The organism is Kitasatospora sp. NPDC057904, assembly GCF_042887925.1.
GTDB lineage: Bacteria > Actinomycetota > Actinomycetes > Streptomycetales > Streptomycetaceae > Kitasatospora.
The window spans coordinates 127,176-140,947 of sequence record NZ_JBHVOL010000001.1 but is presented as its reverse complement, the minus strand read 5'-3'; the positions used below and the strand labels follow the sequence as shown (position 1 = coordinate 140,947).

The window sequence follows — 13,772 nt, the reverse complement described above, 5'->3', positions numbered from 1 at the left end:
TGCGGCGTGGACCGCGCACGCGTCGCACGCGCGAACGGCCGTCCACGATCCGATGATTCAGAGTACTCAACGGAAGATCATCCGCACTACCCGCACGGTACGGCCTCCTTGGACTCGACGCTCCCGAGCGCGGCGGGGTCGGCGCCCAGCGCGTCGAGGGCGTCTGGCCAGGCGGTGTCGCCGGGGTCGAGTGCGGTGCGGAGGTAGGCCCACGTGAGGTGCCGGACGGCGGCGACCCGCTCGGGGTTCTCGTCGGTGGTCTCGGCGACGTCGTAGCCCGAGATGCCGCCGAGGCCGTGTTCCGCGTCGAACAGGGTAAGCAGCGACTTGGGACCGGGGGAGAGGGTGTACGGGTCGGTGTGCCACTCGGGGCCGCGGACGGTCAGGTGGGTGGAGGCGTCCTTGTCGCCGGCGACGACGAGCGCGGGTGTCGTCATCGTGGAGAAGTCGGTGGTCAGGAAGAACGGGGCGGTGCGGGCGAAGGACTCGGTGATCGCGTCGCCGCCGCGGCCGGGTGCGGCGAGCAGCACGCCTGCCGTGATCCGGGGGTCGGCGAGGTTCACCTCCGCTCCGGTGTCCGGGTCGGTGAGCCGGGCGCCCAACAGCAGACTCGCGGTGTGCCCGCCCATGGAGTGGCCGGCGACGGCGATCTTGGTGTGGTCCAGGCGCCCGGCGAGCTGCGGGACGGCGGCCTCGATCGCGTCGAGCCGGTCGAGGATGCGCGACATGTCCTCGGCCCGGGATCGCCAGTGGAGCGGTGCCCCGGGGGTGTCGGGGTCGAGGGTGCCGCTGAGGGTCCGGGAGCTGAGGTGGGTCGGCTGGATGACGGCGAAGCCGTGGGCCGCCCAGTAGTCGGCGAGCGGGGCGTAGCCGTGCAGGGAGGAGAGGTGGTTCGAGGGGCCGTGGCCGTGCGAGACGAGGATGATCGGGAGGTCGGTGCCGGTGGTGGGCGCGGAGACGCGTACCTCCAGGTCGACGGCGCGGCCGGGAACCGGCAGCGTGACGGGGCTGACCGACAGAACAGGGCTGGCCGAGAGGCCGGGAGCGGCCGAGAGAGCGGGGGTGGACGGTGAACTCATGATGAGGTCCCTTCGATGGCCTCCCGCAGCCGGTCCCGTCGAGACAGCAGGAGACAGCACGAGACAGCGCGAGACGGCGCGGAAGCGGTCGGGAGCGTTCGGCTCAGACTGGTGCCTTGGCACTAGACTGAAACCGGAACGCGGTTCCGATTCAGGATGCGGAACGTGGTTCCGTTTTGTCAACGGCCGTCGGGAGGAAGACGTGGAACCCATCGCAAGCCCGTCCGGGGAGCCGCCCGCCCGCGGCAGGCGCGCCGACGCGCTGCGCAACCGGCAGACGCTGCTCGACGCCGCCGCCGAGGTGTTCGTCGCGTCCGGCGTCGACGCGCCGATCCGCGAGATCGCGGCCAGGGCGGGCGTCGGGACGGGCACGGTCTACCGCCACTTCCCGACCCGGGCGGACCTCGTCGTCGCCGTCTACCGCCACCAGGTGGAGGCCTGCGCCGAGGCCGGCCCGAGCCTGCTGGCCTCGGCCGGCTCGCCCTTCGCGGCGCTGCGCCGGTGGATCGACCTCTTCGTCGACTTCCTGGTCACGAAGCACGGGCTCGCGGGCGCGTTGCAGTCGGACAGCGGCGGCTTCGCGGCGCTGCACGAGTACTTCCTCGACCGCCTGCTGCCCGTCTGCACGCAGCTGCTCGACGCCGCGGCCGCCGCGGGGGAGATCCGGCCCGGCACGGAGGCCTACGAGCTGATGCGCGGTGTCGGGAACCTCTGCATCGGCCACGACGGCGACCCGCGCTACGACCCCCGCCGCCTGGTCGACCTGCTCCTCCGGGGATTGGCACACCCGGCCTGATCCGGTGTCGGCTCGGGGGCGCCGTCCACTTCTGGTTCGCCGTCCCGGTGCAGGTCCGGATCTAGACCCTCGCCCGTCGCCGGCCGCCGAACCGCCCGCCCGATCACCGGTACGGCCCCCTGCGTCCTACGAATGACCGGCCATCGGTCGCCGACCGTAACCGATCATGCTTCTCTGCTCGCAGAGAGTTCCGGCCGTGCTGCGCGGAGCCGGACCGCGCGATCGCGCACCCGGACGACAGAGAGGTGGACGCCGTGCTGGCAGGAGTCGGACGCTGGGGCGGGAGGGGCGCGTGTGCCGCGCTCGGCGCCCTGCTGGCGGTGGTCGGCGCGGCTCCGCTCGCCCCGGCGCGGGCGCAGACGGGGACCGACGTGACCGTCACGGCGAGCGGGCCGGCCAAGGCCGCCGTCGGGGAGTCGATCACCTACGGCGTCAAGGTGACGGGCAGCGGCGTCCGCACCGAGGACACCACGCTGACGTTCCGTCTGCCCGACGAGGTGGACTTCGTGTCGGTGGACGGACGGTCGTGCGCGGCCACCGCCGACCGGCGCGGCGTGGTGTGCGCCTACGGGGTGCGGCAGGGCGGCACGTTCGGGCAGCCGGACATCACGGTGCGGATCAAGGACTCCGTCGCGGTCGGCACCCGGATCACCGCCCGCTTCACCACGAGCTACCGCCTGGGCGGCACGCGCTACGACGGCGGGGAGGCGAGCGTGGTCACCGAGGCGGTCCCGGGTGGTCTGACGTGCCCGATGGTGCAGGACGCCGGGCTCTTCCCGCAGCCGCGTACGCAGGCCTTCCCCGCCCTGCCGACCTCCGCCGCCGAACGGGACCGGCTGCAGATCCGTCAGGCGCTGGCGGACGTGCAGCCCACCGGGTTCTGCCTGCGCGCGAACCGGCCGGTCCAGGTGACGGTCACCGGCGGATCCCCGGACGCGACCGTGGAGCTGCAGGTCGGGACCTGGGCCCTGGTGGACCCGTACAGCCGCACCGGATACGGCACCTACACGGCGAGCCAGTCCCCACCGCGCTCCTACCGGCTGCAGCCCGGCGAGAACCGGATCACCGACCCCTCGGGCGGGATCCTCTACGTGCGCCACACGGCCGACTCGCCCGCGAACGCCCCCTCCGTCACGGTGACGCTCGACGACGGCACGGCCGTCCAGCCGATCCCGCACTTCGACCGGCAGGGCACCACCAACACCCAGTGGCAGCGCATGCTGGGCGCCACCACGGCGACCGGTCCGGTCGAACTGGTCGGCGACCACGTCGTCATCGCGGGGATGCAGGAGTCCGCCCTGCGCTACGCGGGCGAGAGCCAGGACGAGCTCCTGGACACCTACGAGCAGATCCTCCGCGCGGAGGACGACCTCGCGGGCCTGGACGGCTCCACCGCCCGCGACACGCGCTCGCCGCTGCGCTTCCTCGCGGTCGAGAGCCCGTCAGGCACGAACCCCAACGCGACCTACTACCGGATCGCGATGCCCGGCAACCGCGACGGCGTCCTCTACTCCGCGACCGAGGCGGCGAACAGCTGGGGCCTGTTCCACGAGTTCGGGCACCAGCACCAGCAGCGGTGGACCTGGGGCGCCGGCCAGGACACCAACAACATGGGCGAGGTCACGGTCAACCTCTACTCCATGGCCGCGGACCGGCAGTTCGGGCACACCACCAACGGATGGGCGGACGAGACCACCTGGGCCCCGGGCCGGGACTACCTCGCCCAGTCGGCCCGCGACTTCGCCACCGCCCCGAACAAGGCGCAGTTCGACATGTTCGCCCAGCTGGACAAGGCGTTCGGCCCGGACTTCTACCCGGCGCTGCACCGGCGGATGCGGGCCGAGCGGCCGGACCTGGCCGACACCGACCGGCAGATGCGCTGGTTCACCGTCACCGCCTCCCGGATCGCCGGAGCAGACCTGAGCGACCACTTCGCCGACCGGTGGGGCCTGCCGCTGAGCCGGGAGACCCTGGCCGCCCTGGCCGCACTCGGCCTCCCCAAGCCCGCCACCGACCCGAGCACCGTCGCCGCGTTCACGGGGAAGAAGGACACCCGCACCGAGATCGTCCGCTTCACCAACCGCACCGGCACGGCCCTGAACCGGTCGTCGCTCGACCTCCGCGACGGCACCTGGGCCCGGACACCGGCGGAGCGGATCCCCAACGGTCGGACCGCCGTGCTGCGGGTGACCACCAGCGGGGGCATCGACGGCACCGCCGGCTACACGCTGCCGGGCGCCGGCCAGGGCGGATTCACCTACCGCAGCCCGGAGTTCAGCGCGAACAACTACGCGGTCAGCACCGGTCAGGGCATCAAGGTCACCGTGAACGACCAGGATCAGAACACCCGCACCACCCCGCCCGGCACCTCCCTCGACAGCTACACCAGCACCGTCCTGGGCAAGGGCGACGACCCCACCGTCTGGGTCACGTACGAACGCGCGTGACCGGCGTCCGCGGGGCCGGAGCGATCGAGCCGGCCCCGCACTCCGGCCCGGGGGCGGTGTCAGTCCCCGCTGGTAGCGTGCCGTTCGGCAGTGAAGATCAACAGGAGGGGCGGCAGCGGTGCGGGAGATCACGCGTCACGCGGTCGACGGGCAGCGGGTTGCCGAAGCGCTGGACGGCATCGTCAGGCGGACCAACCACCGGCAGTACGAGATGTGGCGCGAGGGCCCGTCCCCGGAGCGGATGCTGGCGCTGCGCGACGAGCTCCTCGACCACGTCGCCGCCCGTACGGTCGAGCACCCGGTCCAGGAGGAGGCCCCTTCCGGACTGGTCCTGCGGACGGCGGCGGAGATGGCCCTGGGGGCGCTGAGCGTCGGCTGCTTCCCGGACGGCGACCAGGAGATCCTCTTCCCGCTCATCGACGAGAAGTTCACCAACGACGACGTCTCCTTCGGCGCCGTTGCCGAGCGGGCCCCCACGGCCCGGACGTGGCTCGACGCGTTCGAGACATGCCTGGTCAGCGGGCTGCTGTGGGAGCGGGAGCGAGTCATCGGACTGCTGCTGCGGTGCGACTACGCGCCGGCGATCCGGGACGGCGTGCCGTACTCGCGGCTGACGTCGGTGTCGGACCCGGCGGACCTCGCCGCGATGGACGCGCTGTGCCCCTACCTGGCCGAGGCGAGCGGGCACCTGCCCGCCGACTGGCCCGCGGTGACCCTGCGCAAGCCGGAGCCGGACGAGCTCGCCGCGGCGGCCGACCGGCTGGACGCCGTCGCTTCCCTGACGGCGGACCAGCGCCTGCTGCGCGTCCTCCTCGACGACGACCGGCCCGCGTTCGAGCAGGCCCTGGCGGCGCGGCTCGTCGAGTACCGGGAAGGCCTGGACGCCGATCCGGCCCCGCGGACCCTGCTGCCGCTCGGCACCCTGGCCCTGGCCGCCCTCGCGGTCCAGGTGCACGGGTGGGCGCTGGAGGTGCGGTCCGACTACCTGTCGGCCGATCCGCCGGCTTCGCCGCCGGCGCCCCGGCGCGAGCCCGACGGCGGGTCCGAGAACCCGCTGGGCAGCGTGTACCTGCGGCTGGTCGCCGAGGAGTCGATCCCGGCCGAGGCACGGGAGCAGTTCGGCTACCTGCGCCCGCTGGCCACGGACCTCCTGGTGGGCATCGCCCTGGACACCCCGGAGAGCATCCGCGTCCTCGACGACCGCGACGTGGCCCTCGTCGACCGGCACGTCCTTGAGGCCGCCGCGCGCACCAACCTGCTGAACTCCCCTGTCGACTACGACACGTACGACCTGCCCGACGGTGCGGTCCTCCACATCCTCGGCCACCCCGAGTCGGTGTTCGCCGCCAGCAAGCTGCTCGTCTTCGAGGAGACGGTACGCGCCGCCGACGGCCCGGCGATCCCGGCCGAGGGCGTGCTGGTCGTCGTCCCGAACCGGCACAACCTCGTCTTCTACCCGCTCGCCGACGAGCACGTGGGCGAGGCCGTCAACTCGCTGGCCCAGTTCGCGTTCGGCGCCTACGAGGACGGCCCCGGGCGCCTCTCGCCCCGGGTGTTCTGGTGGCGGGCCGGCACCCTGACGTGCATCACCGCCTTCGAACCCGAGAGCCGGACGATGAGCATCTCCCCGCCCGACGAGCTCATGACCATCATGCGCCGTCTGGCCGGAGCGGCCGGCTGAGGGCGAGAGGCCGCGGCGCTGCCGGGTCCGTCGGCACTGCTCGCCCGCCGGGCCGGGCCTCGGCAGGCCCGGCCGGGTGATCGTCCCGGCGTGGCGGCCGTGGCGGCCGTGGCCGCGCTGCGAGCCTGGTCGGCGGCCTGGCGTCGGACGATCCGGACGCCGGCTCGCCGATCCCACCCGGTTCGCCGATCCCACCCGATGAGCCCGAGGAGCCCCGTCTTGCCGCACCGGTTGTCCGTTCCCCGGCTGACGGCCCTCGTCGTGGCCCTGCTCCTCGGGCTCTGCGCCTGTTCCAGCTCCGGGCCGGTCTCGCGCCAGGCCGATGCGCACGCGAGCTCCCCGCCCGCCGACGTGGTGGCCGCGGGCGGCCCGCTGGTCGGCGACCCCGCCCTCGTCCCCGGCGAGCAGTCCTGCGCGGCCGCGGAGGGCAACGCCCCGTGGTACCCGACCATCGCCGCGTTCGAGGTCCACGACTCCAACCGGACACACCTGTACGCGTGCGCGCACTTCGCGGGCGCCCCGTCGAACAACCAGGTCTACGCCCACGGTTCGCAGCAGGTCTACGCCACGCCGTACAACATCGTGGACCGCGGGCCCGACGAGCTCTACGTCTACGGCGGCGGCTACGGCGACAACCCGGCCGCGTCCGGCTCGTTCGTCTCGCGGGTCGAGCCGGGCACCTTCAACGAGGTCTGGCGGCGCGTGCTCATCAACACCAACGCCACCGACGAGTGGGACTACCCGGGCGTCCTGAACGTCCTGTCGGACGGCAGCCTGGTGGTCGTCTACGGCTACCACATCGCCCGGATCGACCCGGCGACCGGCGCGGTCCTCGCCCGCACGACCCTCCCCACCGGGGACTCGGCCCCGCGCGACACCGCGTACAACGGCTACGACGCGCTGCCCGACGGGACGATCGTCGCGAAGACCGTCAACCGGCAGCCCGGATGCACCGAACAGGGCTTCAGCGCCTTCCTCAACTGCCCCGACCCGACGGCCGTGCCGCCCTCGATCATGGTGGCGATCGACCCGAAGAGCCTCCAGGTGCTCTCCCAGGTCACGCTGCCGGAGATGATGGGCGGGCGCATCACCACGTCGACGCTGAACGGGACGCAGGAGATCTACCTGCCGGGCGCGACCAAGCTCTACCGCTACGCGTACCGGAACAACGCCTTCACCCCCGACCCCACGTGGGGACCGGTGAGCTACCTCAAGGACGGGCAGACCGCCGCGTCCGCCATGGCCGTCATCAACGACTACGTCGTCGCGATGACCAACGGCGGGAAGCCGACCCCGACGCCGATGAGCGTCGTCGCCGTCTCCCAGAGCGACTCGACCAAGGTGGCGAACGTCCAGCCGTTCGCGAACAGCGGCAGCAAGAACAGCTTCATCCCGTCGATGGTCTCGGTCGACCCCGAGAACAACCGCGTCTACGCCATGGACGCGGGGGCGGGCAAGCTGGCCGGGATCGACCTCTCGAACGGCACGCTGTCGGTCGCGTGGACACAGGACCAGACGACCCTCAGCTTCACGACCCTGCTCGGGCCCAAGGACCAGCGCGTCCTGATCGGGACGGACATCCCGGTGAAGTTCTTCCAGGGGCTCAAGAAGTACGACACCGAGCAGGTGGTGTGGCGCAGGGCCCAGGACGGGGCCGAACTCGCCCGCTCCAGCCAACTCCCCAAGATGACCCAGGGGATCCTGGTCACGCCCGGCTACGCCGGACTCCAGTACTTCCTCACCGCGGACGGCCACGTCACCGGCCTCCAGGTCGCCCCGAAGCCCGCCTCGCCGTCGCCGTCACCGTTGCCGTCCGTGTCGGGGAGCTCGACGAAGCCGGCGAGCTGATCGCCCGTAAGCCGTGTGCGGAATCACCGCACGCACGAATGGAAAGGGGGGAGGGAGGGAGCGGCCCGAACGGGCGCCGCGCCTCCGACTGCCGATGGACGAAGACACTTGGTGGGCCTTGATCGAGGAGGCCCGCGCCGCGGTGGGCTCCCGGGCGGACGACCGGGACCCGCCGGACGATCCGCTTCCCGAAGCGCTGACGGACGTGCTCGTCCGGCTGAGCCGGGAGGAGATCGTCGAGTTCGCCGTAAGACACGTCGAGGCACGGCAATCCGCCTATCGGTGGGAGCTGTGGGGAGCCGCCGACCTGATCGAGGGCGGGTGCAGCGACGACGGCTTCATGGACTTCCGCGACGGGCTCGTCCTCCTCGGGCGCGACACGTTCACCCGGGCCTTGGCGGACCCCGACACGCTCGCCGACCTTCCCGTGATCACCCGCATGAGCCGGGACGAGGCGGGCTGGATCGGCTACGAGTCGTTGAGCTACCCGATCGCGGACGCCTACCAGAGGATCACCGGCGAGACCGAATCCCTCGACGAGGGGATCGGTCGAGCTCTTGAGGACATGGCCCACCCCGAGGACCCGGCGGGCGAGCGATGGAAGTTCGACGACGACGAGGAGACGCGGAGCCGTCTCCCGAGACTCGCGGAGCTCTTTCTCGACTGAGACCGCCCATCGCTCCTGAAGGGCGTGAGCCGCGGTCAGCGGAACGCCGGTGGCGCCGTCCTGTGTGGGACGGCGCCACCGGCGTTGGTGTGGTGTTCGGTTGTTCACCGGTGGATCAGCTGTGCCTGCCCGGTCGGCGGTAGGCGATCAGGCACAGGGCGCCGCCGGCGAGGACGGAGAGGGCGCTGAGGCCCACGATGAGCGCGTTGGACGACGAGCCGCCGGTGGGAGGAAGCGGGCCGCTGCTCGACGACGACGAGGTGGGGGTGCGGGTCGGGCTCTTCGTCGGTGTCGGGCTGCCGGACGTGGACGTGGTGGGAGAGGGCGAGGGCGTCGGCGTCGGGCTCGGCGAAACGGTGGGTGACGGGGAGGGCGACGGCGACGGGGAAGGCGACGGGGACGGAGATGGTGACGGGGAGGGCGACGGCGACGGGGAGGGCGACGGCGACGGGGAGGGCGACGGCGACGGGGAAGGCGACGGGGACGGAGATGGTGACGGGGAGGGCGACGGCGACGGGGAGGGCGACGGCGACGGGGACGGAGATGGTGACGGGGAGGGCGACGGCGACGGGGACGGAGATGGTGAAGGCGAAGGCGACGGAGACGGGTTGGGCAGGATCACGCCCATGTCGAGGTCGAGGTCGCGCTGGCCGCCCCGGAGGGTGACCGTCTGGGTGAGGCCGGTGGTCTGGTCGGCGTCCGAGTCCTTGGCCGGGTCCGTCCCGGCGCCGCGCCTGGTGACGGTCGCGCCCTTCGGCAGGGTGGTCAGGTCGAACCGGACGGCGTAGCTGCCGTCGGGCAGCTTGTCGAACAGGTAGTGGCCGGTGGCGTCGGTCACCGTGGTGACCGGCTTGCCGTCCTTGTCGCGCACGGGCTGGCCGTTGCCGTCCAGCAGGTGCACCGTGACGCCGGGGATGCCGGGCTCACCGGGCTTCTGGATGCCGGAGCCGTCCAGGTCCTGCCAGACGAAGTCGCCGAGCGCGTTGTCGGAGGGGGCCACGCGCGTGACGGCGACGCCGACCTTGGCGGGTTCGGCGGGCAGCAGCTGCCGGCCGGCCGCGTCGGTGGCGGTGAAGGCGAAGCTGTTCCACGCGTAGTCGCCCGCGGGGGCGTCGTAGGACGCGACCATCGGCCAGGTCAGCACGAATGACGCGCCGGAGGCGAGGGTGCCGGCGCGGTGGACGCGGAACCACGTGGCCGTCCCGGGGGCGGGGAAGGTGGTGCTCCACACGGCCGCGCTGTTGCAGCCGTTCCGGGTGACGAGCGCGGTCTCGATGCAGGGGTTGGGGTCGGTGGTGTACTCGATGACCACGGTCGGGTCGCTGCTGGTGATCGGCTGGCTGAGGGACGGGGTCCAGGCGCTGCCGCGGGCGGCGCCCTGGGTGAGGACGTAGTTGTCGCCGGGGGTGGGGAGGCGGTCGTAGGCGATGAAGTCGGTGACCGGGTCGGGGGAGTCGTTGCGGACGGTCATGCGGTAGGAGATCCGGCCGCCGGGGGTGGCGGTGCCGATGCTGACGTAGTCGGCGTCGAGGTCGCCCTTGACCTCCTTGTAGGAGCGGAGCACCGAGGGCGCGTCCACGCGGATCCGGGAGGAGGCGTGGCACAGGAGCTCGGTGGTGTCGCCGTTGCCGTTGAGGTCCAGGAGGTCCGGGGTGCTGCCGCTGTCGGAGCCGGAGAACATGCACGAGACGGGGGCGTCGGGCCGGTCGACGGTCACGTAGACGTCGTTGGTGAGCTCGCCGGCGCGGATGCTGCCGGCCACCTGGACGTCGAAGAGCATCCGGTAGGCCAGCGCGTCGTGGAGGTACGTCATGTCCGGCGCGCCGGCGGGCCACTGCATCCTGAGGATCTGGCGGCCGTCGGGGCCGGGGGTCACCGTGATCGACTCGGGGGCCCTGGCGTCCGGGTAGTTCGGGTCGGGGCGGGCCGAGCCGTCGAGGTAGACGACGCCGGCGGGCAGCACGTCGTAGAGCACGAGCGGGCGGCCGAGGTCGCGGGCGCTGCGGTTGTAGGGGATGACCTGGAAGGTGGCCTTGCCGCCGGGGGCGGAGAGCTCACCGGCGACGGTGGTCTTGGCCGCGCCGAGGTTGGTGGCCTGGGTGATGGCGGTGGAGGCGCAGGCGTTGGCGGAGGCGTTGTCGGTGCCGTCTGTCGCGGTGGTTTCCACGCAGTTGGTCAGCCGGTCGGGTGCGGGGCGCCCGTCGTGGCCGAGGGTGGCGACCTGGGTGACCAGCTGCACCGAGTTGCCGGGGCTCCAGCCGGTGGGGATGGGGCCGTTCCAGGTGAACCTGAGGCCGTCCAGCCACCGTCCGGCCGGGATGCCCAGGTCGTCGCGGGAGGGGTCGCCCGCGCCCCGGACGAAGGTGATCCGTCGGTTGGTGGAGCCGTCGAACGGGCTGGACGGCGAGAAGGTGAGCCACGTGGGGTCGCCGTTGAGGCGGTACTGCAGGGTCAGCTCGATGCTGTTCGGGTTCCAGGGCTCCAGCTGGAGGGACTGCGGGAAGATCCAGTTGTAGAGGCCGTCGGTGGTGCCGGCGCCGGGGTCGGTGATGGTGAGGCTGGTCGCCGGGCCCGAGGTGTTGGTGGCCGAGAGGCCGAAGGAGTTGAGGTCGCCGTTGGTCGTGGTGTCGCGCCAGACCTTGCTCGCCGTCACCACCACGCCGGTGGCCGGCGGCCTGAACTGGCCCGTCGTGGTGGAAGCGGTGTCCAGCTTCCGCTCGCTCTCCGTCAGCGGGGCGCCGAGCAGGTCCACCGTGTTGTTCGAGGTGGTCCCGTTCGGGAAGTCGGCCTCGGGGTAGTGGACGACCAGCACGCCCGGCACGCGGCAGCCGCCGCGTCCGTTGCCGGAGGTGAACGCCCCGAGGTCGTAGCCCCACGTGTTCGGGCCCGGCGGCACCGGGGACCAGCCGGGCGAGCGGCCGGTGTCCACCACCGCGCCGGGCGGCAGGCTGTCGAGCAGGCGGCCGGCGTCCAGGTCGACGTTGGGCACGTTGTCGGTGGCGCAGGTGCTGAACTGGTAGGTGACGGTGCGTCCGTCGCTGCTGGAGGTCTGGATCCCCTTGGTCACCGTGTACTGCGGTTGCACGGCGGCCTTGGTGTCGGCCGTGGCGGTCTGCGAGGTCTCGCCGGTGGCGCTCATGGTGGCCGAGTTGGTGGAGGCGGCGCCGTTCGGGGTGGTGAAGTTGGGGTACTTCATCGTCACCGTGATGGTGGCGGTCGTGCCCGGACTCAGGTTCTTCAGCGTGATGTCCATCGTGCCGCCCATCGCGCCCGGGGCGGGGACGGTGGAGGCGGCCTCGTCCACCGAGGACGGGTCGGGCGTCCAGCCGACGAACTGCATGTTCGACGGCAGGGTGTCGAGGATCCGACCGCCCGTGCACTCGGTGATCGAACACGTGTAGCGCAGGGTGTAGGTGACGTTCTCCCCGGGGGAGGCGGTCGCCTTGTCCACGCTCTTGGTGAAGGAGATCGCGGCCTGGGCCGGTGGCGCCAGCACGCTGCTGCTGAACAGCGAGCCCGCCACCAGGGCCAGGACGGAGGCGATCCGCCCGGTCCGGAAAGGAATACGCATACCGAGCAGTTCATCCGATCGTCTGATCGATTGCTCCGACGGCGCGAGGGTGATCGGGGGCAATTCACCTGCTCAGCGGACGGGCGGGCCCGGATCACGGCACGGAGGGGACCGACCGGAGGGTCTCGGCCGCGCCCTGGCGACGGTCCGTCAGAGCGTAGCCCCCCGCGCCCGTCACTCGATCGGCCGGTGGCCGTATCCGATGACCGGGCGGGCCTGTTGGTATGGCATCGATTGGTAGGCCGGTGCGCGACTGCTTTGGACACCATCCGGCGACGACAGCTGCAGAAGAAGGCGGAATGCTCCAAATCTCAGTCGAGGACTCCGAGATCGACCCGGGTGAGGCCCATCGGTGGCACCTGGTGTCCCTGACCGGTGACGGCGGGCCCGCCCCGCGCCGGATGACCGGTTACAACCAGGCGAAACATTTCACCGTGGCGCAGCACGCCCAGAGCATCGACGAACCGATCCGGTCCTACGTCGCGGCCAGCTTCGAGCTCCCCGGCCGGGTGGACCCGGACGCGCTGGAAGGAGCGTTTCTCCACCTGGTGCGGCGTCACGAGGTGCTCAGGGCGGTCTACCAGCCGCTGGGCGGGGACCTGGGCTGTGAGGTCCTCACGCCCGACGAGGTGGCCCTCAAGCACGTCTACGTAGGCCCGTTGGAGACTCCCGCGGAGGTCACCGGGCACCTCCAGGGCGCGTTCCAGGAGGTGGACACGCTCGCCTGGCCGCTGATCACGATGGGCGCGGTCGTCCGGCCGGAGTCGACCACCGTCTGGTTCTCGTGCGACCACCTCGTCACCGACGGGCTCTCCAGCGCGATCGCGGTCAACGACCTCATCACGGCCTACCGGGACCTTGGCGCGGTCGAACCCGCGCCCGGCGCGGTCCGACCTCCCGGCAGCTACCTGGAGTTCAGCCGCACCCAGCGCCGGGCCAACCGGGCGATGAACGTCGACGACGCGCGGCTGGACTACTGGCGGGCGTTCCGCGACCGCAACGGCGGCCTGTTCCCGCGCTTCCCGCTCGACCTCGGGGTCCGGCCCGGCCACCTGTACGCGCCGGTGGCGAGCACCGAACGGCTGCTGACCGCCCGCCAGACCGAGGAGTTCGGCGCCGCCTGCCGGGCCCGTGGCGGACGGCTGTCCATGGGCCTGCTCGCGGCCGGCGCGGTCGCCCTGCGCCGGCTGGGCGGGCCGGCGGAGTACCGCGGGCTGGTGCCGGTCAACGAACGCGGTCGGGGCGTCTACGCGGAGTCGATGGGGTGGTTCATCAACACCCTGCCGGTCGCGTTCCCGGTCGGGGAGCGGGCGGAGTTCGGCGAGGTGCTGGCCGCCGCCCAGGACGCCTACGGGCAGGCGCAGGCGAACGCCGGGGTGCACTTCGTGAAGGCGTGGCGGCTGCTCGCCCCGGCCGAGTACGCGCGACTGCACTACTGGCCGCACGCGGTGAACTTCTTCTCCTACATCGACTTCCGCCGGCTGCCCGGCGCCGACCTGCACACCGCGCGGCGCGCCCGGATGCACGTGTGGGTCTCCGGCTGCAACGGGCTCCTGCACTGGCTGCACCGCACCGACGAGGGCCTGTTCGTCAACACCATCCACGTCGACACCCCGCAGGCCCGGGCCACCAACCGGTCGCTGCTGGACGGGCTCATCGGAGTGCTGACCGACGTCACCTGAG

Annotated in this window: 7 protein-coding genes and 2 pseudogenes; 7 read left to right on the top strand and 2 right to left on the bottom strand. The window is 72.2% G+C overall.

What is annotated here, in order from left to right:
- Positions 1 to 86: 86 nt before the first annotated feature.
- Complete coding sequence (locus tag ACFVSN_RS00685; protein ID WP_387593929.1) at positions 87 to 1,079, bottom strand: alpha/beta hydrolase family protein; 993 nt, start codon at positions 1,077 to 1,079, stop codon at positions 87 to 89.
- 202 nt (positions 1,080 to 1,281) lie between these two features.
- On the opposite strand from ACFVSN_RS00685, the gene ACFVSN_RS00680 reads away from it, so the two are divergent.
- The 6 genes and pseudogenes from ACFVSN_RS00680 to ACFVSN_RS00655 form a co-directional block, all read left to right on the top strand.
- Positions 1,282 to 1,875 (top strand): TetR/AcrR family transcriptional regulator, encoded by a 594-nt coding sequence (locus ACFVSN_RS00680; RefSeq protein ID WP_387593927.1) that lies wholly within the window; start codon positions 1,282 to 1,284, stop codon positions 1,873 to 1,875.
- Between the two features lie 254 nt (positions 1,876 to 2,129).
- Complete coding sequence (locus ACFVSN_RS00675; RefSeq protein ID WP_387593925.1) at positions 2,130 to 4,322, top strand: M60 family metallopeptidase; 2,193 nt, start codon at positions 2,130 to 2,132, stop codon at positions 4,320 to 4,322.
- Between the two features lie 118 nt (positions 4,323 to 4,440).
- The gene (locus tag ACFVSN_RS00670; protein WP_387593923.1) at positions 4,441 to 6,003 is read left to right on the top strand and encodes an immunity 49 family protein; all 1,563 of its coding nucleotides are present in this window, start codon (positions 4,441 to 4,443) and stop codon (positions 6,001 to 6,003) included.
- A gap of 219 nt (positions 6,004 to 6,222) precedes the next feature.
- On the top strand, positions 6,223 to 7,851 hold the full coding sequence (locus tag ACFVSN_RS00665) for a hypothetical protein (RefSeq protein ID WP_387593921.1): 1,629 nt from the start codon (positions 6,223 to 6,225) through the stop codon (positions 7,849 to 7,851).
- A gap of 94 nt (positions 7,852 to 7,945) precedes the next feature.
- Complete coding sequence (locus tag ACFVSN_RS00660) at positions 7,946 to 8,518, top strand: DUF4240 domain-containing protein (RefSeq protein WP_387593919.1); 573 nt, start codon at positions 7,946 to 7,948, stop codon at positions 8,516 to 8,518.
- 197 nt (positions 8,519 to 8,715) lie between these two features.
- Positions 8,716 to 9,111 (top strand): annotated as a pseudogene (locus ACFVSN_RS00655) (hypothetical protein); the annotation flags it as partial.
- A gap of 38 nt (positions 9,112 to 9,149) precedes the next feature.
- Here the strand turns inward: ACFVSN_RS00655 and ACFVSN_RS00650 are convergent.
- Positions 9,150 to 12,089 (bottom strand): annotated as a pseudogene (locus ACFVSN_RS00650) (SdrD B-like domain-containing protein); the annotation flags it as partial.
- A gap of 299 nt (positions 12,090 to 12,388) precedes the next feature.
- Here ACFVSN_RS00650 and ACFVSN_RS00645 point away from each other — a divergent pair.
- Entirely contained in the window at positions 12,389 to 13,771 is a 1,383-nt protein-coding gene (locus ACFVSN_RS00645; protein WP_387593917.1) for a condensation domain-containing protein, read from the top strand.
- The last annotated feature ends 1 nt before the right edge of the window (position 13,772 follow it).